General features: G+C 66.7%; 17 protein-coding genes. 10 read left to right on the top strand and 7 right to left on the bottom strand.

Annotated features, from left to right (window positions below; all coding sequences use genetic code 11):
* Positions 1 to 9: 9 nt before the first annotated feature.
* Positions 10 to 492: a hypothetical protein gene (locus QM470_RS18065; RefSeq protein ID WP_218333226.1), complete on the top strand. Its 483-nt coding sequence runs from the start codon at positions 10 to 12 to the stop codon at positions 490 to 492.
* A 149-nt stretch (positions 493 to 641) separates the two neighbouring features.
* On the top strand, positions 642 to 989 hold the full coding sequence (locus tag QM470_RS18060; protein WP_218333225.1) for a phage holin family protein: 348 nt from the start codon (positions 642 to 644) through the stop codon (positions 987 to 989).
* Here the strand turns inward: QM470_RS18060 and QM470_RS18055 are convergent.
* The gene (locus tag QM470_RS18055; RefSeq protein ID WP_502846855.1) at positions 963 to 2,534 is read right to left on the bottom strand and encodes a M48 family metalloprotease; all 1,572 of its coding nucleotides are present in this window, start codon (positions 2,532 to 2,534) and stop codon (positions 963 to 965) included. The two genes, QM470_RS18060 and QM470_RS18055, sit on opposite strands and share 27 nt — an antisense overlap.
* A gap of 282 nt (positions 2,535 to 2,816) precedes the next feature.
* Here QM470_RS18055 and moaC point away from each other — a divergent pair, with 282 nt between their 5' ends.
* The gene (gene moaC, locus QM470_RS18050) at positions 2,817 to 3,287 is read left to right on the top strand and encodes a cyclic pyranopterin monophosphate synthase MoaC (RefSeq protein WP_280058308.1); all 471 of its coding nucleotides are present in this window, start codon (positions 2,817 to 2,819) and stop codon (positions 3,285 to 3,287) included.
* Positions 3,288 to 3,309: 22 nt separating this feature from the next.
* Here the strand turns inward: moaC and QM470_RS18045 are convergent, their stop codons facing one another.
* The 4 genes from QM470_RS18045 to sucC all read right to left on the bottom strand — a co-directional run bounded on the left by QM470_RS18045 (position 3,310) and on the right by sucC (position 7,154).
* Positions 3,310 to 3,999 (bottom strand): TerC family protein, encoded by a 690-nt coding sequence (locus tag QM470_RS18045; protein WP_283340224.1) that lies wholly within the window; start codon positions 3,997 to 3,999, stop codon positions 3,310 to 3,312.
* Positions 4,000 to 4,239: 240 nt separating this feature from the next.
* The gene (locus QM470_RS18040) at positions 4,240 to 4,923 is read right to left on the bottom strand and encodes a TerC family protein (RefSeq protein ID WP_280058304.1); all 684 of its coding nucleotides are present in this window, start codon (positions 4,921 to 4,923) and stop codon (positions 4,240 to 4,242) included.
* 155 nt (positions 4,924 to 5,078) lie between these two features.
* Positions 5,079 to 5,972, bottom strand: a complete 894-nt coding sequence (sucD, locus tag QM470_RS18035; protein ID WP_066538099.1) for a succinate--CoA ligase subunit alpha — start codon at positions 5,970 to 5,972, stop codon at positions 5,079 to 5,081.
* A 21-nt stretch (positions 5,973 to 5,993) separates the two neighbouring features.
* Positions 5,994 to 7,154: an ADP-forming succinate--CoA ligase subunit beta gene (gene sucC, locus QM470_RS18030; protein ID WP_192334460.1), complete on the bottom strand. Its 1,161-nt coding sequence runs from the start codon at positions 7,152 to 7,154 to the stop codon at positions 5,994 to 5,996.
* Positions 7,155 to 7,459: 305 nt separating this feature from the next.
* On the opposite strand from sucC, the gene argC reads away from it, so the two are divergent.
* The 4 genes from argC (at position 7,460) to QM470_RS18010 (ending at position 12,536) form a co-directional block, all read left to right on the top strand.
* Complete coding sequence (gene argC, locus QM470_RS18025; RefSeq protein WP_192334457.1) at positions 7,460 to 8,392, top strand: N-acetyl-gamma-glutamyl-phosphate reductase; 933 nt, start codon at positions 7,460 to 7,462, stop codon at positions 8,390 to 8,392.
* Between the two features lie 253 nt (positions 8,393 to 8,645).
* Positions 8,646 to 10,088 (top strand): D-serine/D-alanine/glycine transporter, encoded by a 1,443-nt coding sequence (gene cycA / locus QM470_RS18020; RefSeq protein ID WP_283340223.1) that lies wholly within the window; start codon positions 8,646 to 8,648, stop codon positions 10,086 to 10,088.
* Between the two features lie 216 nt (positions 10,089 to 10,304).
* Entirely contained in the window at positions 10,305 to 11,243 is a 939-nt protein-coding gene (yddG, locus tag QM470_RS18015) for an aromatic amino acid DMT transporter YddG (RefSeq protein ID WP_283340222.1), read from the top strand.
* 66 nt (positions 11,244 to 11,309) lie between these two features.
* Positions 11,310 to 12,536: an MgtC/SapB family protein gene (locus QM470_RS18010; protein ID WP_283340221.1), complete on the top strand. Its 1,227-nt coding sequence runs from the start codon at positions 11,310 to 11,312 to the stop codon at positions 12,534 to 12,536.
* 37 nt (positions 12,537 to 12,573) lie between these two features.
* Here QM470_RS18010 and recX read toward each other — a convergent pair whose 3' ends face one another.
* Together recX and recA are read right to left on the bottom strand one after the other, a co-directional pair.
* Positions 12,574 to 13,035 (bottom strand): recombination regulator RecX, encoded by a 462-nt coding sequence (recX, locus tag QM470_RS18005; protein WP_283340220.1) that lies wholly within the window; start codon positions 13,033 to 13,035, stop codon positions 12,574 to 12,576.
* A 182-nt stretch (positions 13,036 to 13,217) separates the two neighbouring features.
* Complete coding sequence (gene recA, locus QM470_RS18000; protein ID WP_192334444.1) at positions 13,218 to 14,336, bottom strand: recombinase RecA; 1,119 nt, start codon at positions 14,334 to 14,336, stop codon at positions 13,218 to 13,220.
* A gap of 149 nt (positions 14,337 to 14,485) precedes the next feature.
* On the opposite strand from recA, the gene QM470_RS17995 reads away from it, so the two are divergent.
* From QM470_RS17995 to QM470_RS17985, 3 genes are all read left to right on the top strand, one after another.
* Positions 14,486 to 14,989, top strand: a complete 504-nt coding sequence (locus QM470_RS17995) for a MarR family winged helix-turn-helix transcriptional regulator (protein ID WP_066538081.1) — start codon at positions 14,486 to 14,488, stop codon at positions 14,987 to 14,989.
* A gap of 287 nt (positions 14,990 to 15,276) precedes the next feature.
* The gene (locus QM470_RS17990) at positions 15,277 to 15,951 is read left to right on the top strand and encodes a response regulator (RefSeq protein WP_066538078.1); all 675 of its coding nucleotides are present in this window, start codon (positions 15,277 to 15,279) and stop codon (positions 15,949 to 15,951) included.
* A gap of 104 nt (positions 15,952 to 16,055) precedes the next feature.
* Positions 16,056 to 17,507, top strand: a complete 1,452-nt coding sequence (locus QM470_RS17985) for a sensor histidine kinase (RefSeq protein WP_192334442.1) — start codon at positions 16,056 to 16,058, stop codon at positions 17,505 to 17,507.
* Positions 17,508 to 17,553 lie beyond the last annotated feature (46 nt).

The following is a 17,553-nucleotide window of genomic DNA, read 5'->3' as shown; positions in this document are numbered from 1 at the left end:
ACCTACCGCGTGGAAACCATCATCGTGTATCTGGACGATGCGGAATATGCCCAGCCGCTGCTGCAGTCCATGGCCCAGGCCCCCCGTGCTGCCCATACCCATTGGGTGGTGGTCGCCTGTGCGCCGCGCATCACCCACCGCGTGAGCAAATGGGTGAGCAACCGCGCCCGCGAAAACTGGCGCACCAAGTGGGCGGACAAGCTGTTTGCGGCCTCGCTGCCGGTGCTGCAGGGCAGTGCGGGTCAGGTCACTTCGCTGCTGGCCCGTGGCCCGCTGGCCGAAGTGGTGGACCAGCTGCGCCAGGAACTGGGCACTTCGCCCCAGATCATTGACCTGCGCCGTCCCAAGCTGGAATCCCAGGTCGCCCCCGCGCATGCCCCGGCGGTTCTGCCGCTGGGCAAGGGCAAGCTGCAGACCGGACGGGCTCTGCCCGCCGTGCTGGCGGCCATGGCCACCTGCCTGGGCGTGTTCCTGGAAGAAGCACTGATCTGACCGTCTGACGCGTGTCCGGGCGCAGTGCCGCTGCGGCACTGCACGCCGGTCGCCATACCCGAGGCTGCGGTACCCCCGCAGCCTTTCTTTTTGGGCGCTTGCGGGGGCCGGCGCACCGCAGGCCGGCTTGCTGCGCTATGCTGGCTGGCATGAAATTGCTGCTCAACTGGATTCTCAGTGCGTGCGCACTGCTGCTGGTGGCCTCGGTCTACAGCGGGCTGCAGGTGCACAGTTTTGGTTCTGCCCTGTGGGCGGTGGTGGTCATCAGCCTGCTGAACCTGCTGGTGCGCCCCATTCTGGTGGTGCTGACGCTGCCGGTCACGCTGCTCACCGTGGGGCTGTTCCTGTTCATCATCAACGGCCTGATGTTCTGGGCTGCTGCCAACCTGCTGTCGGGCCTGAGCGTCAGCGGCTTCTGGGCGGCGGTGTGGGCCGCCTTCCTGTACTCGCTGCTGGGCATGGTCATCGACTCAGCGCTGGGCCGTCTGTTCCCGTAGCAGGGCCTGCACGGCACGCAGCCGCGTGTCGATGATGGAGGCTTCGAAGTGGTCGGCCTGGGCACCGCTGCGCTGGCCCAGTTGCTGGCCGGCCTTGAAGCGGTCCACGGCCGCCGCGTAATCGTACTGGGCGACGGATGCTTCGGCCTCGGCCCGCAGTGCACGCAGCGGCTGGCCGGATTCGCGCGAGGCGCGGGCCAGGGCCTGCCAGGCGGCCGCATCCTGGGGATGGTCGCTGACCCAGGTCTGCAGTGCGCCGGCTACCTCCCCGCTGCGGTGCAGCATCGACAGAGCCTGGGCGCGCTGCAGCAGCGTTGTGCGTTCCGCCTCCGGATTGCGGTGCTGCGTCGAAGGGGCGGGCGGAAGCTGCTCCAGTCTTTGCAAAGCCTGTTGCGGGCGTTCTGCGGCCAGCGCCAGTTCGGCGGCCAGCCACAGGGTCTGGCGCTGGGCGGCGGCGTCCCCCTGGGTCAGGGCCTGCAGGCGGGGCAGCAGCGCCTCGGCGCCGGCCAGATCGCGCAGCTGCAGCAGGCCGTGGATGGCGGCATACAGCGTGCCGGCCTGCTGGGCAGGGCTCTGCTGGGTGAAGCTGTGCTGGGCCGGCAGGGCGGCCCACTGGCGCAGCGCATCCGGCCCGGGACGGGTCAGCACGCGGGCGCGGGCGCTGACCATGGCGTGCTCCAGCGTGGGAGGCTTGGCCTGGGCGGCCTGGCCCAGCATCTGGGTGCGGGCCTGCATATCGGCCATGCGCTCGGTGGTCAACGGGTGGCTGCGCAGATAGGGCCAGCTGCCGTTGTCGTTGATGCGGTTGGCCTGCTGCAGGCGCTCGAACATGCTGGCAAAGCCGGCTGGGGCAAAACCGGCCGGTGCCATCAGGCCGTAGCCCACTCGGTCGGCCTCACGCTCCATGTCGCGGGAGAAGTTCAGCTGGTTCTGCACTGCCAGGGCCTGGCCGCCCATCATCATGGCCATGCCGGCATCCGGGCTGCGGCTGGCGGCCAGCGCCCCCAGGATCATGCTGGCCACCATCAGTGGCGTGCTGCGCTTGTCCTGGGCGATCAGCCGGGCAATGTGGCGCTGGGTGACGTGGCTGAGTTCGTGTGCCAGCACCGAGGCAAGTTCGTCGCGTGTAGCGACGGCGCCCACCAGTCCCAGGTGCACGCCCAGAAAGCCGCCGGGCAGGGCAAAGGCGTTGATGCTGCGATCACGGCCCAGCAGCACCTCCCAGGCAAAGCGTTCGTCCAGCTCGGGCGACAGCTCGCCACGCTGGGCAGCGGCCTCCTTCAGCGGGTACCAGATGCCCATCACATAGCTGTGCACCACCGGGTCGTCGATGTAGTCCGGGTCGCGGTAGAGCTGGCGGATGATGCTGTCACCCAGACGCCGCTCGTCGTTGGCGGTCAGCTCCGCACCGTCGCCCATGCGGGGCAAGGCCACGTTCTGGGCCTGGGCCGGGGGCAGGCTGGCCGGAATGAAACTGAACAGAACCGTAGCGCCCAGCGCAGACAGGATGCGCGCCACAGGCATTTTTCGCACAGAAAGTTGCATGGCAGAGAAATCGGCAGAAATCACAGGCAGGGCCCGCCGCAACGCCCGGGGCGCCAGGAGCTGCAGCAGCCAAGGCGCCGCTCCCAGCGGTGGCTTGTGCACCGGGCCGCAGCGGGTATCGCAGGCGTTATACCCTTGGCGGCCGGTGCAGGCGCGGCGGAATCACCCCCGTATGATGCCTGCAATCGCTCAATGTTCCTGGGCAGCTTCCGGTCGGGATCGGTCGACCCGGGTGCGGGCCGGCGCAGTGCCCGGCTTTTTCTCGCATTTCACGGTATTTCTATGGCAGACCAACTCACCCATTTCGACGCACACGGACAGGCCCACATGGTCGATGTCGGCGGCAAGCCCGACACCCACCGCATCGCCGTGGCCGAAGGCCGCATCGTGATGGCGCCGGCCACCCTGGCCATCATCGCCAGCGGCACGGCCAAGAAAGGCGATGTGCTGGGCATTGCCCGCATTGCCGGCATCATGGCCGCCAAGAAAACCAGCGACCTGATTCCCCTGTGCCATCCCCTGGCCCTGACCCGCGTGGCCGTGGATTTCGAGCTGCTGGATGCCGACCACGCGGTGCAGTGCACGGCGACGGTGGAGACCCATGGCCAGACCGGCGTGGAAATGGAAGCCCTGACGGCGGTGCAGGTGGCCCTGCTGACCGTGTACGACATGTGCAAGGCGGTGGACAAGCGGATGTGCATGGAGGGCATCCAGGTGACCGCCAAGCAGGGCGGAAAAAGCGATTTCCGCTAGAACGGGCCTGGCCGGGCCGGATTCAGCGCTGGCGGGCAGCTTTGCGGCGCTGCAGGGCGGTGCCCACCAGCAGCACCAGGGCGGCCCCCGCAGCGGCGGCGGCGTAGTGGACCCAGGGGCGGGTGCCGGTGAAGTCGGCCAGCACATGGTCGTTGGCGATGGTTTCCCCGGCCACCCAGCCGATCAGCGCGGCGCCCAGGGTGACGATGGCGGGCCAGCGCTCCATCAGCCGGATCATCAGCGTGGAGCCGAAGACCACCAACGGGATGCTGATGGCCAGGCCCAGCATCAGCAGCGTGAAGTTGCCCTGGGCGGTGGCGGCCACGGCGATCACGTTGTCCAGGCACATCACCATATCGGCCAGCAGGATGGTGCGGATGGCCGCGAACATCGAGGTGCTGCCCGGGGTACTGCTGTCGCCGCTGTCGGAATCGTCCCCCTGGAGCAGACCCACGCCGATCCACAGCAGCAGCAGGCCGCCGACGATTTCCAGGAACGGGAACTGCAGCAGCCTGGCCGCCACGACGGTGAGGCACACCCGCATGGCGATGGCAAAGCCCGCGCCCCACAGAATGGCTTTGCGCTGCTGGTGCGCCGGCAGGCTGCGGGCGGCCAGTGCGATGACCACGGCGTTGTCGCCCGAGAGGATGACGTCGATCCAGATGATTTTGAAGAGACCGACCCAGAAGGCGGTTTCAAGCAAGGCTTCCATGCAGGCAGTGTAGGCATGGGCTGACATGGCGGCTGTAGGCTGGCAGGCAGCAACGGCTGCGGCATGGACTTGGGGCATGCGGCTTGCCAAGCCCGCAGCACAGGCGTATCGCGCGCGGGCCTGCATGCTGCGAGGCCACAGGCGCGGAAGGCCGCGTTCCCCAGCCCCAGAATGCAACAAGGCGCCCGCAGGCGCCTTGAGCGTGGAGGCGTGCGCAGGGCGCGCACGCGGAGGCAGCGGTCAGTCGCTGGCCTTGGCCTGGCGGGACTGCATGTACTTGCCCACGGCCACCACCAGGATGGCGCCCGCCGCAGCGGCGGTGTAGTGCAGCCAGGGGTGGGCTTCGGTATAGGCGTGCAGCAGGTTGTCGTTGACGATGGTCTCACCGCCGACCCAGCCGATCAGGGCCGCGCCGAAGGTGATGATCACGGGCCAGCGTTCCATCAGTCGGATCATCAGCGTGGAGCCGAAAATCACCAGCGGGATGGAGATGGCCAGGCCCAGGATCAGCAGGACCATATTGCCCTGGGCGGTAGCAGCCACGGCGATCACGTTGTCCAGGCTCATCACCAGGTCGGCGATCAGGATGGTGCGGATGGCAGCGACCATGGAGCCCGTGCCCTTGGCTTCGCCTTCTTCGTCTTCACCGCCGCTGAGCAGCTGGTAGCCGATCCACAGCAGCAGCACGCCGCCGATGACCTGCAGGAACGACAGCTCCAGCAGCTTGGCCGCCACGACGGTCAGCACAATGCGCAGCACCACGGCAGCGCCGGAGCCGAACATGATGGCCTTCTTCTGTTGTTCAGGGGGCAGCGAACGGGCTGCGAGGGCGATGACGACGGCATTGTCGCCAGACAGGATGATGTTGATCCAGACGATCTTCACCAGGCCGATCCAGAAATCGGCATTGCTCAGGAACTCCATTTTTACTCCACTGTTATGAATGGAAAACGCCAGCCTGCATGAGCAGACTGGCGTTTTCTTTTATGGGAGCGCCCAGTGTAGTAGGGCTGGGCACCCTTGCCGATGCGTAATTCTGCGTAACCCGGGCAAAAAAAGTCGCCCGGGAGACGGAGTGATTACAGCAGGCCCTTGAGCAGGCGGCCCATTTCGGAAGGATTGCGGGTGATGGTGAAACCGCACTCTTCCATGATGGCCAGCTTGGCGTCGGCCGTGTCGGCGCCGCCGGAGATCAGCGCGCCAGCGTGGCCCATGCGCTTGCCGGGAGGAGCGGTCACGCCAGCGATGAAGCCCACGATAGGCTTCTTCATGTTGGCCTTGCACCATTGTGCGGCTTCGGCTTCGTCGGGACCGCCGATTTCACCGATCATGATCACGGCGTCGGTGTCGGGATCGTCGTTGAAAGCGCGCATCACGTCGATGTGCTTCAGACCGTTGATGGGGTCGCCACCGATACCGACAGCGGAAGACTGGCCAATGCCCAGTTCGGACAGCTGTGCCACGGCTTCATAGGTCAGCGTGCCGGAACGGCTCACCACGCCAATGCGGCCCTTCTTGTGGATGTGACCGGGCATGATGCCGATCTTGATCTCGTCGGGCGTGATCAGGCCGGGGCAGTTGGGGCCCAGCAGCAGGGTCTTCTTGCCGCCGGCCGCTTCCTTGGCCTTCATCTTGTTGCGCACTTCCAGCATGTCACGGACGGGAATGCCTTCGGTGATGCAGATGGCCAGGTCCAGATCGGCTTCCACGGCTTCCCAGATCGCTGCAGCAGCGCCTGCGGGCGGCACATAGATCACCGACACGGTGGCGCCGGTGTTGTGTGCAGCTTCCTTGACGGAGGCGTAGATAGGGATGTTGAAGATCGACTCGCCGGCCTTCTTGGGGTTCACGCCCGCCACGAAGCAGTTCTTGCCGTTCGCGTATTCCTGGCACTTTTCCGTGTGGAACTGGCCGGTCTTGCCGGTGATGCCCTGGGTGATGACTTTGGTGTCTTTGTTGATAAAGATCGACATGTGTTTATCTCCGAGGGCTTCTTACTTGACGGCTTCGACGATCTTGGTGGCCGCTTCGGCCATGGTGTCGGCGCTGATGATGGGCAGGCCGGATTCGGCCAGCATCTTCTTGCCCAGCTCTTCGTTGGTGCCCTTCATGCGGACCACCAGAGGCACTTGCAGGTTCACGGCCTTGCAGGCAGTGATCACGCCGGTGGCGATGGTGTCGCACTTCATGATGCCGCCGAAGATGTTGACCAGAATGCCCTTGACCTTGGGGTTCTTGAGCATGATCTTGAAGGCTTCGGTGACCTTCTCGGGGGTGGCACCGCCGCCCACGTCCAGGAAGTTGGCAGGCTCGCCGCCGAACAGCTTGATGGTGTCCATGGTGGCCATGGCCAGACCGGCGCCGTTCACCAGGCAGCCGATGTTGCCGTCCAGGGAGATGTAGGCCAGGTCGAACTTGGAAGCTTCGACTTCGGCAGGATCTTCTTCGTCCAGATCGCGGAAGGCCACGATTTCGGGGTGGCGGAACAGCGCGTTGGAGTCAAAGTTGAACTTGGCGTCCAGGGCGATCAGATTGCCCTTGGAGTCGCAGTTCAGCGGGTTGATTTCCACCAGCGATGCGTCGGTGTCCATGTAGCACTTGTAGATCTTGGCGAAGATGTCTACGGCCTGGTCCACGGAAGCGCCGGTCAGACCGATGGCAGCCGCCACCTTGCGCGATTGCGCTTCGGTGATGCCGGTCAGCGGGTCGATCATTTCGGTGACGATCTTCTCGGGTGTGGAATGGGCCACTTCCTCGATGTCCATGCCGCCTTCGCTGGAGGCGATCAAGGCCACCTTCTGCGTTGCGCGGTCGGTCACCAGGGACACGTACAGCTCATTCTTGATGTCGGCACCGTCTTCGATGTACAGACGACGGACCTTCTGGCCTTCGGGTCCGGTCTGGTGGGTCACCAGCTGCATGCCGAGGATTTGCTCGGACAGCTTCTTCACGTCATCGATGGTCTTAGCCACCTTGACGCCGCCGCCTTTACCGCGGCCACCGGCGTGGATCTGCGCCTTCACCACCCACACGGGGCCACCCAGCTTTTGTGCTGCCTCTACAGCTTCCTGGACGGTGAACGCTGGAATGCCGCGGGGAACGGGCACACCAAATTGGCGCAAGATTTCCTTGCCTTGGTATTCATGAATCTTCATGAGTTTGTCTCTTTGAACGGAGGGGAAATACCCGTTTGCCATGGACGCGTGGTCAGGCGGCCGGGCTCGTATGACATGGCAATCGAAGAATGTACCATGCTGCATCGCAACGAAAAAGAGCTTTGTCAAGTGGCATATACGTATATACATACGTGGTTGTGCGACATTGTCGCCAGCCTGTCATTTTCATCGGGGCGCTGCAGCGGCCGTGATTTCAGTGACAATGCGGCCCTTAATTCCTTGGAATGAAACGTGCCGCTTGGCGGAGTGTGTGGGTGTGCGCCAGAGGGCGCGGGAGTGAGTGAATGTCCAAAGTCTTTATCGATGGCGAGGCCGGAACCACGGGTCTGCAGATCCGCGAACGCCTGCAGGGAATGGCTGGCGTCGAGCTGGTCAGCATTGCCCCCGAGCTGCGAAAAGACCCTGCTGCCAAGCGCGATTTGATCGCCGGCGTGGACCTGGTCATCCTGTGCCTGCACGACGATGCGGCGCGCGAAACCACCGCCATGGTGGACGCCATCACCGCCGAGACCGGCCGCGCCATCAAGATCATTGACGCCTCCACCGCCCACCGCGTGGCGCCGGACTGGGTCTATGGCTTCCCCGAGCTGCGCGCCGGTCAGCTGGAGCTGGTGAAGACCGCCACCCGCGTGACCAACCCCGGCTGCTACGCCACGGGCGCCATCGCCCTGCTGCACCCGCTGGTGGCTGCGGGCCTGATTCCGACCGATTTCCCGCTGAGCCTGCCTTCGGTGTCCGGCTACTCCGGCGGCGGCCGTCCCATGATCGAAGCCTACGAGGCGGGCACCGCTGCGCCTTACGAGGCCTATGCCCTGGGCCTGGGCCACAAGCACATCCCGGAAATCCTGCACTACACGGGTCTGACGCGCCGTCCGGTGTTCATCCCCGCCGTGGGCAATTTCCGCCAGGGCATGCTGGTGCAGCTGCCCCTGCACCTGGACACCTTGCCCGGCGCCCCCAAGGCGGCCGATCTGCACGACGCGCTGGCCAGCCACTACGCCCGCACCAACACGCCTGCCAACTGGGTCAGCGTGCTGCCGCCCACGGACGACAACAAGCTGGCGGCCGACACCCTGGCCGACACCAACCAGCTGGAGCTGCGCGTGTTTGCCAACGAGCAATACCGCCAGGCCGTGCTGATTGCCCGACTGGACAACCTGGGCAAGGGCGCCAGCGGCGCGGCCGTGCAGAACCTGCAGCTGATGCTGGGTCTGTAAGCCGGCGCTTCTCCTTCCATAGCATGCCGCGCACGCCCACAGGGCGTGCGGCGCGCCGGGCCAGGGCTCAGCCCCTGGTTCCGCCCCTGGTGCTCCCAGGGGGCATGGACCCTGCCGCGTGCCATGGCGTGCCGCGGCGGTTTATCCTAGGGTTTTCCCTTTTCGGATTTCCGGTTTCCTGCCAGCGGCAGTCGGGTGCCGCGGCTGCGGCGTTGCGGGTGCGCGGGTGGCAGCTTTTCAAAGGTTTCCCCAGATGACTCGCAAAGCACCCGGCACGGCCGGACCCGAAGGTTCGGGCGACCTGCAGCGCAACCTCACCAACCGCCACATCCAGCTGATTGCCATTGGCGGCGCCATCGGTACCGGCCTGTTCATGGGCTCGGGCAAGACCATCAGCCTGGCCGGCCCGTCCATCGTCTTTGTCTACGCCATCATCGGCGTGATGCTGTTCTTTGTGATGCGGGCCATGGGCGAGCTGCTGCTGTCCAACCTGCAGTACCGCTCCTTCATCGATTTCTCGGCCGATCTGCTGGGCCCCTGGGCCGGCTTCTTCACCGGCTGGACCTACTGGTTCTGCTGGATCGTCACCGGTATTGCCGACGTGATCGCCATCTCGGCCTATGCGCAGTTCTGGTGGCCCGATCTGCCGCAGTGGGCGCCGGCCATCGCCTGTGTGGCCGTGCTGCTGGGCCTGAACCTGCTGACGGTGAAGCTGTTCGGCGAGATCGAGTTCTGGTTCGCCATGATCAAGATCGTCGCCATCGTGGCGCTGGTGGGCACGGGCCTGTACATGGTGGCCAGCGGTTTCACCTCGCCCGCCGGGCGCGGCGCCAGCCTGGCCAATCTGTGGAACGACGGCGGCATGTTCCCGCACGGGGCCCTGGGCTTCTTCGCGGGCTTCCAGATCGCCGTGTTTGCCTTTGTGGGCATCGAGCTGGTGGGCACCACGGCCGCCGAAGCCAAAGACCCCGAACGCACGCTGCCGCGCGCCATCAACTCCATCCCCGTGCGCATCATCGTGTTCTATGTGCTGGCGCTGATCGCCATCATGGCCGTCACCCCCTGGCGCGATGTGGTGCCGGGCAAGAGCCCGTTCGTGGAGCTGTTCGTGCTGGCCGGCCTGCCTGCGGCGGCCGGCATCATCAACTTCGTGGTGCTGACCTCGGCCGCGTCGTCGGCCAACAGCGGCGTGTTTTCCACCAGCCGCATGCTGTACGGTCTGGCGCTCAAGGGCGATGCACCCCAATCCTTCCACCGCCTGTCGCGCGGCGGCGTGCCGGCCCGGGGCCTGCTGTTCTCCTGCATCTGCCTGCTGGGCGGTGCCTTCCTGATGTGGGTGGTGCCGAATCTGGTCGAGGCCTTCACCCTGGTGACCACGGTGTCGGCGATTCTGTTCATGTTCGTCTGGTCGCTGATCCTGCTGTCGTACATCGTCTACCGTCGCCAGCGGGCGGCCCTGCATGCCGCCTCCCGCTACAAGATGCCCGGTGGCGTGGCCATGTGCGTGGCCTGCCTGGCCTTCTTCTCCGGCATCCTGGTGCTGCTGACGCTGGAAGCCGACACCCGCCAGGCGCTGATTGCCACACCCGCGTGGTTTGTGCTGCTGGGCGTGGCCTACTTGTTCCTGCGCAAGCGCCAGCTGGCCGCTGCCGCGTCCGAGCCGGCCACCCCGCTGGCTGCCAAGACGCAGTCCTGAGCGGCTCCGTGTGCGCTTCCCATCCAGGCCCTTGCGAGGGCCTTTTTTGCGCCGCTTCCTTCCTGCGGCCATGCACAATGCCCGGCGCACGGCTGGCGCAGCACGGCGGGAACGGTTGGTGCTGTCCGGTTGCGCAGCGGCTGTGAACGCACGCAGCACGGTGTTCCGGCGTGTGCTGCCCGCTTGCCCCTTTGTCATCCCTCGTTTCTTCGCCGCATGTCCTCTCCTGCTTCCCCTGTTTCGCACGATGCCGCCAGCGTGCGCCGTGCCACCCTGATCGGCCTGGTGGCCGTGCTGTGCTGGAGCAGCACCGTGGGTCTGATCCGTTCGGTGTCCGAGGCGCTGGGCGCGCTGGGCGGGGCGGCCATGCTCTACAGCGTCAGCGCCGCACTGCTGTTGGCGGTGCAGGGCGTGCCGCGCGTGGCGCAGCTGCGCAGCGTCTCCAAGGTGTATCTGCTGGGCTGCGGCCTGCTGTTCGTGCTCTACGAGATCTGCCTGTCCGTGGCCATCGGCCTGGCGCAGGACCGTGCCCAGTCCATGGAGCTGGGCATGATCAACTACCTCTGGCCCAGCCTGACCATCGTGCTGGCCGTGCTGTGCCGCCAGCAGGGCGCGCGCTGGTGGCTGTGGCCGGGCGTGGCGCTGTGCATCTGGGGTCTGGTGCGGGTGCTGAGCGGGGATGGGGCGGGCAGCGACCTGCCCTGGTGGCAGGAACTGCTGGCCCATATGCGCAGCAACCCGCTGGCCTATGCGCTGGCGTTCGCGGCCGCCGCCCTGTGGCCGGTGTATTCGGTGCTGTCACGCATCCACGGCGGTGGGTTCAACGGCGTGGGCCTGTTCGTGCTGCTGACGGCCGTGGTGCTGTGGGGGCAGTGGCTGGCGGTGGACACCGTGCCCCTGCGCTGGTCCTGGGGCGTGGCGCTGGAGGTGCTGGCGATCGGCGCGTCCACGGCCGTGGGCTACAGCTGCTGGGAGCATGGCATCCAGCGCGGCAATCTGGCGGTGATGGCGGCGGGCTCGTATTTCGCCCCGGTGCTGTCGGCGCTGTGGGCCAGTCTGTGGCTGTCGGTGCAGCCGGGCTGGCCGTTCTGGCAGGGCGTGCTGCTGGTGACCGTGGGTTCGCTGGTCTGCTGGGGCGCCACGCGCGTGCGCTGACGCCGCCTTCCGGCGCGCCGCCGCGCTGGTGATAATTCCTCCATCTGCAACCTGGGCCGGAGGCTTATGGAAGGGGAAGCGATTTTTCGCGCGCTGCTGGCCGCCCTGGGCGTGGGCCTGCTGGTGGGGGTGGTCCGCGAGCGCATGCATGCCGGCCCTGCGCTGATGGCGGGCACGCGCACCCATGCCCTGGTGGGGCTGCTGGGCTGTGTGGCCTGGATGTTGGGCAGCGGCGTGTTCATTGCCGCCCTGCTGGCCGTGGCCGGGCTGACGGCGCTGGCCTATGGGTTCACTGCCCGCGAGGACCCGGGGCTGACGGGCGAGATCGCCTTGCTGCTGACCGCGCTGCTGGGCGGGCTGGCCGCCCGGGACCCTGCGCTGGCTGCCGCCCTGGGGGTGTTGATGGCCATATTGCTGCAGGCCAAGGTGCCGATGCAAAAGCTCAGCCGCGAGTGGATCAGCGAAAAAGAGCTGCAGGACGCGCTGATGCTGGGGGCCGCGGCCCTGGTGGTCATGCCGCTGCTCTCCCGCAGTCCCGTCGATCCCTGGGGGGCGGTGAGTCCCCTGATGGTGTGGCGCATTGTGGTGCTGGTCATGGCGGTGGGCATGCTCGGCCATGTGGCACAGCGCCTGTTCGGCGCGCGCTGGGGCCTGTCGATTGCGGGTTTCTTTGCCGGTTTTGCCTCGTCCACCGCTGCGGTCTCCGGCATGGGCCAGCGTGCGCGGGCCGAGCCGGCCCACACCAGTGCCTGTGCTGCGGCGGCGCTGCTGGCAAACCTGGCGTCCCTGCTGCTGTTCGTGGCCGTGGTGGGCGCCGTGTCACCGGCCCTGCTGCAGACGGCTGCGGGGAGTCTGGTGGGGGCGGTGCTGGCCTTGCTGGGGGTGGTGGCGTTGCTGTGGCGGCGCACACAAGGTGCGCAGACCCCGGCCGCGGCGCCGACCGGCCGGGCCTTCCAGCTGTCGCAGGCGCTGTGGATTGCGGCGCTGATTGCCGGGGTGTCGCTGCTGGCGGCCTGGCTGGGCGCGCGCTACGGCAGCGCCGGGGTGCTGGCTACGACCATGCTGGTGGCGCTGGCCGAGGTGCATGCCGCCGCCGCCGGCGTGGCCCAGATGGCGGCCAATGGGGTGGTGCCGCTGGAGGTGGCGCACTGGGGGGTGCTGGGTGTGCTGGCCAGCAGCAGCCTGGCCAAAAGCGCGCTGGCCTTTGCCAGCGGGGGCGCCCGCTACGGCGTCCTGGTCACGGGCGGTTTGCTGGCCCTGGTGGCCGGCGGGGTCCTGGGCCAGCTGTGGTAAGGTGGGAGCAGCGGCCCTGCACAGGGCCGCTGCGGCATCAGCTGTGCTCGGATTCGGGAGGCTGGCCTTTGACCACCTTGCTCACCACCTCGCCGCCAAAGCCCCGACTGGCCAGGAAGCGCATCTGCTTCATGCGTTCCTGTGGGGTGGCGGGCGGCTGGCCGAACTTCTGCTGCCACACGGCCCAGGCGCGGGCGTGTTCGGTGGCGCGCAGCTGTGCAGTGGCCGCACGCACGGTGTCATCGTCCAGGCCCTTGTTGCGCAGTTCCTGCACCACGCGGGCCGTGCCCAGCTTCTTGCTGCGGGTGTAGACCACGGACTGGGCCACTCGCTCGGGGTTGATGAAGTTCTTGGCCTCCAGCGCATCCAGCACGGCGGCCAGATCCTCGCCTTCTTCCACATGGGCGGCCAGCTTGCGCTCCAGCTCCAGCCGCGAATGCTCGCGCTGAGCCAGCAGCCGCAGCGCGCGGCCGGTGAGGGAGAGTTTGGCAAAGCCCATGCGGTGCACGCTCCAGAAACAAAAAAGGCGCAGGGAACCCTGCGCAAAGATGGCAAACCTGTGTGTGGTGGCGGAGGGCTGTGCCCATGGGCCTGTGCGCCGCAGGCCGCTGGCGGGCGCTGCCCTGGCCGGGCGGCTGTCCCCCTGGCACAGCGTGGCCAGGGAACAGCTGCTGGAGGGCTTTAGCCGATCACGCCGTCTTCGTCCACCGTGGCGTTCTTGTCGCCTTTCTTGCCCTTGGCGGGCTTGGCGGCGTCTTCGCCGGCGGCCACGGGCAGCAGGGCAATGCCCAGGCTGTCGCGCACCTTGTTCTCGATTTCCACGGCCAGTGCGGGGTTCTCGCGCAGGAATTCACGCGAGTTGTCGCGGCCCTGGCCGATCTTCTCGCCGTTGTAGGCATACCAGGCGCCGGACTTTTCCAGGATCTTGGCGTTCACGCCCATGTCCAGGATCTCGCCTTCGCGGCTGATGCCTTCGCCGAACAGGATGTCGAACTCGGCGGTCTTGAACGGAGGCGAGACCTTGTTCTTGACGACCTTGACCTTGGTTTCGTTGCCGATGGCTTCGTCACCCTTCTTGATGGTGCCGGTGCGGCGGATGTCCAGGCGCACCGAGGCGTAGAACTTCAGCGCGTTGCCGCCGGTGGTGGTTTCGGGCGAGCCGAACATCACACCGATCTTCATGCGGATCTGGTTGATGAAGATGACCATGCAGTTGGTCTTCTTGATGGTGGCGGTCAACTTGCGCAGTGCCTGACTCATCAGGCGGGCCTGCAGGCCGGGCAGCTGGTCGCCCATTTCGCCTTCGATTTCGGCCTTGGGGGTCAGCGCGGCCACCGAGTCGACCACGATCAGGTCCACGGCGCCGGAGCGAACCAGGCTGTCGCAGATTTCCAGGGCCTGTTCGCCGGTGTCGGGCTGGCTGATCAGCACTTCGCTCAGGTTCACACCCAGCTTCTGGGCGTAGCTGGTGTCCAGCGCATGTTCGGCGTCGATGAAGGCGCAGGTGCCGCCTTGCTTCTGCATTTCGGCGATGACCTGCAGCGTCAGCGTGGTCTTGCCCGAGGATTCCGGGCCGTAGATCTCGATCACGCGGCCACGGGGCAGGCCGCCCACGCCCAGGGCGATGTCCAGGCCCAGGGAGCCGGTGGACACCACCTGGATGTCCTGGGCCGCTTCACCTTCGCCCAGCTTCATGATGGTGCCCTTACCGAACTGCTTTTCGATCTGGGCGAGGGCGGCTGCAAGTGCCTTGGCTTTTTCGCTGTTGGCGTCGGCGGACTTGGCGGCAATGGCGTTCATGAAAACTCTCCTTGGAAGGGTTTGGCGGGATGGGGGTGCAGCCACTGGAATGAATAACAGGCTGGATGCTTGAACAGTAGTTTAGGGGCGCTGTTCAGTCAATTCCACCAATATTTAGTCAGTTTGCCTGACTAAATTACCATGGGGTCATGAGCGAACTTCCCCACGCCATTCCCCCCAGCGATGCCTGGCGCCAGACCCACCTGGGCCGGCTGCTGGGCCATGCCATGCGCCAGTTCGATGCCCGCGTGCTGCAGCTGATGGCGCGCGATGTGGCCGTGCCGCTGGCCTTGTCCAATCTGGCGGCGCGCGACCAGGTGAGTGCGGCGCACATCCACATCACCCGCCACCTGTCGCTGGCGGGCGACCGCATCACCGACCTGGCCGAGCGCGCGGGCATGAGCAAGCAGGCCATGGCCGATCTGGTGGACCAGTGCGTGGCCTGGGGTCTGGTCACGCGGGAGTCCGATCCGCACGACCGGCGCGCGCGGCGCGTGTGTTTCACGCCCACCGGGCTGGACTGGCTGCAGGCCTTCCATGACGCCGTGGCCCAGGCCGAGGCGGAGTTTGTGGAATCGGTGGGCCAGGACGTGGCCACCGTGGTCCAGATCGGCTTGGAGGCCTACGCGGGCGACAGCGGCACGCTGGCCTGAGTGCCTGCGGGCAGGCGCGCGGGACGACGGGGTACCGTCTGTCGGCGCCAGCGACCGGGGACTGCCGGATGCACGCGGAAATGACTTGCATCAAGACCGGCGTGAATGTCAGCTTCCGTACAGGTGAACCGGGTGTTTTCCCGGGGGAAGTCCGCTGGTGTGGGGGATGGGCGGCTCCTAGAATGGATCGGCTGGCCGACAGGCTGGTGCGGCGCCTTCACAGTGCCATCCGAAGCATCAAGACATAAACGACCGCGGCCCGACTGCGGCGCCTTCAGGAGACCCCCATGCGCATACTCATCGCCGAAGATGATCAGGTGCTGGCCGATGGATTGCTGCGCAGCCTGCGCGGCGCTGGTGCCGTGGTGGACCATGTGTCCAGTGGCAGCGAGGCCGATGCCGCGCTGATGACCAACGACCAGTTCGACCTGCTGATCCTGGACCTGGGCCTGCCCAAGATGCATGGGCTGGAAGTGCTCAAGAAGATGCGCAGCCGGGGCGATGCGCTGCCGGTGCTGATCCTCACCGCCGCCGACAGCGTGGAGGAGCGCGTGCAGGGGCTGGATTTCGGTGCCGACGACTACATGGCCAAGCCCTTCAGCCTGCAGGAGCTGGAAGCCCGCGTGCGCGCGCTGACGCGCCGGGGCATGGGCGGCACCAGCAGCACCGTCAAGCACGGTCCGCTGGTGTACGACCAGGCCGGGCGCGTGGCCACCATCGACGGCAAGATGGTGGAACTGTCCGCCCGCGAGCTGGGCCTGCTGGAAGTGCTGCTGCAGCGTGCAGGCCGTTTGGTCAGCAAGGACCAGCTGGTGGAGCGTCTGTGCGAGTGGGGCGAAGAGGTCAGCAACAATGCCATCGAGGTCTACATCCACCGCCTGCGCAAGAAGATCGAGCGCGGTCCCATCCGCATCGCCACCGTGCGCGGTCTGGGCTATTGTCTGGAGAAGATCAACCACTGAGCGGCTGCGCGCCCGGTGCGCGCGGCATGTCCTGCGCCACGGTGTCCGCCGTGGCGTTTGTGTTCCGGGCCACTTTTTTCTGGCCCCTGGCCTGAACCTGCACCTTGAACATCTTCCAGCGTGAGCAGCGGTCCCTGTTTGGCGAGATCCTCGACTGGATGCTCACGCCGCTGCTGCTGCTGTGGCCGGTGTCGCTGGCGTTGACCTGGCTGGTGGCGCAGGAGCTGGCCAACAAGCCGTTCGACCGTGCGCTGGAGTACAACGCCCAGGCGCTGGCGCAGCTGCTGGTGGTCAGTGATGGGCAGCTGCAGTTCTACATGCCGCGCCCCGCCAGCGAGCTGCTGCGCGCCGACGATTCCGACATGGTGTACTACCAGGTGCTGGGCGTCAAAGGCGTGCTGCTGTCGGGCGAGCGCGAGTTCCCCATGCCGCCGGAAACCGGCGGTGGCTTCGAAGCCAGCATCGGCCAGGTGCAGCTGCGCGATGACGATCTGCGCGGCGTGGACATCCGCGTGGCCTCGATCTGGGTGCGCGTGCCGCTGGACCAGGAGGTGCTGGCCCTGGTGCAGGTGGCGGAAACACGGGAAAAGCGCAGCGTGCTGGCGGCGGAAATCATCAAGGGCGTGATGCTGCCGCAGTTCGTCATCCTGCCGCTGTCGGTGCTGCTGGTGTGGCTGGCGCTGGCGCGCGGCATCAAGCCGCTGCACCGGCTGGAAGAGCGCATCCGCGCGCGCAAGCCCGACGACCTGTCGCCGCTGAACCACAAGGCCGTGCCCATGGAGGTGGCGCCGCTGGTGGATGCGGTGAACGATCTGCTGCGGCGGCTGAACGACTCCATTGCCACGCAGAAACGCTTTCTGGCGGACGCGGCTCACCAGCTCAAGACCCCGCTGGCCGGCTTGCGCATGCAGGCCGATCTGGCCCAGCGCCCGGGGACCAGCACCGAAGACCTGAAACGCTCGCTGCAGCAGATCGGGCGCAGCTCCATCCGCGCCACGCACACCGTCAACCAGCTGCTGTCGCTGGCCCGGGCCGAAGGCGCCAGCACGGCGCTGCAGCGCACCCCCTGCGACATGGCCGAGCTGGTGATCGAGGTGGTACAGGACTGCCTGCCCCGTGCCATGGACAAGCACATCGACCTGGGCTACGACGGCGCCGAACCCGGCACCATGGCGCTGCAGGTCTGGGGCAATGCCACGCTGCTGCAGGAGCTGGTGCGCAACCTGGTGGACAACGCCATCAACTACACCCCGTCCAGCAATGCCCAGCCCGGTCTGGTGACGGTGCGCGTGCTGCCCGATCCGTTCGGCCGCGTGGTGGTGCTGCAGGTGGAGGACACCGGTCCCGGCGTGCCCGAGGCCGAGCGCGATCTGGTGTTCCAGCCCTTCTACCGTGCGCTGGGCACCGAAGCCGATGGCTCCGGCCTGGGGCTGCCCATCGTGCTGGAGATTGCCCGCCAGCATGGCGCCCAGGTGGCGCTGGAAGATGTGCACCCGGGCCAGCCCATGCCCGGGGCCCGCTTCACGGTGCGCTTTCCGGCCCAGGTGGCGGAATAGGCGCGGTGCCGAAGCGTGCGGCCGGCGGCACCGTGGCCTGCCGACC

Origin of the sequence: Comamonas sp. 17RB (assembly GCF_030056555.1) — a bacterium.
Classification (GTDB): Bacteria; Pseudomonadota; Gammaproteobacteria; order Burkholderiales; family Burkholderiaceae_C; genus Comamonas; species Comamonas terrigena.
Note: the sequence above shows the minus strand (reverse complement) of the source record. Positions and strands in the feature narration are given on the sequence as shown.

What these genes read in the sequence shown, in the direction of transcription:
- QM470_RS18060 (WP_218333225.1), top strand. Translation starts at nt 642, where the DNA reads ATGAAATTGCTGCTCAACTGGATTCTCAGTGCGTGCGCACTGCTGCTG.
- QM470_RS18055 (WP_502846855.1), bottom strand. Translation starts at nt 2,534, where the DNA reads ATGCAACTTTCTGTGCGAAAAATGCCTGTGGCGCGCATCCTGTCTGCG.
- moaC (WP_280058308.1), top strand. Translation starts at nt 2,817, where the DNA reads ATGGCAGACCAACTCACCCATTTCGACGCACACGGACAGGCCCACATG.
- QM470_RS18045 (WP_283340224.1), bottom strand. Translation starts at nt 3,999, where the DNA reads ATGGAAGCCTTGCTTGAAACCGCCTTCTGGGTCGGTCTCTTCAAAATC.
- QM470_RS18040 (WP_280058304.1), bottom strand. Translation starts at nt 4,923, where the DNA reads ATGGAGTTCCTGAGCAATGCCGATTTCTGGATCGGCCTGGTGAAGATC.
- sucD (WP_066538099.1), bottom strand. Translation starts at nt 5,972, where the DNA reads ATGTCGATCTTTATCAACAAAGACACCAAAGTCATCACCCAGGGCATC.
- sucC (WP_192334460.1), bottom strand. Translation starts at nt 7,154, where the DNA reads ATGAAGATTCATGAATACCAAGGCAAGGAAATCTTGCGCCAATTTGGT.
- argC (WP_192334457.1), top strand. Translation starts at nt 7,460, where the DNA reads ATGTCCAAAGTCTTTATCGATGGCGAGGCCGGAACCACGGGTCTGCAG.
- cycA (WP_283340223.1), top strand. Translation starts at nt 8,646, where the DNA reads ATGACTCGCAAAGCACCCGGCACGGCCGGACCCGAAGGTTCGGGCGAC.
- yddG (WP_283340222.1), top strand. Translation starts at nt 10,305, where the DNA reads ATGTCCTCTCCTGCTTCCCCTGTTTCGCACGATGCCGCCAGCGTGCGC.
- QM470_RS18010 (WP_283340221.1), top strand. Translation starts at nt 11,310, where the DNA reads ATGGAAGGGGAAGCGATTTTTCGCGCGCTGCTGGCCGCCCTGGGCGTG.
- recX (WP_283340220.1), bottom strand. Translation starts at nt 13,035, where the DNA reads ATGGGCTTTGCCAAACTCTCCCTCACCGGCCGCGCGCTGCGGCTGCTG.
- recA (WP_192334444.1), bottom strand. Translation starts at nt 14,336, where the DNA reads ATGAACGCCATTGCCGCCAAGTCCGCCGACGCCAACAGCGAAAAAGCC.
- QM470_RS17995 (WP_066538081.1), top strand. Translation starts at nt 14,486, where the DNA reads ATGAGCGAACTTCCCCACGCCATTCCCCCCAGCGATGCCTGGCGCCAG.
- QM470_RS17990 (WP_066538078.1), top strand. Translation starts at nt 15,277, where the DNA reads ATGCGCATACTCATCGCCGAAGATGATCAGGTGCTGGCCGATGGATTG.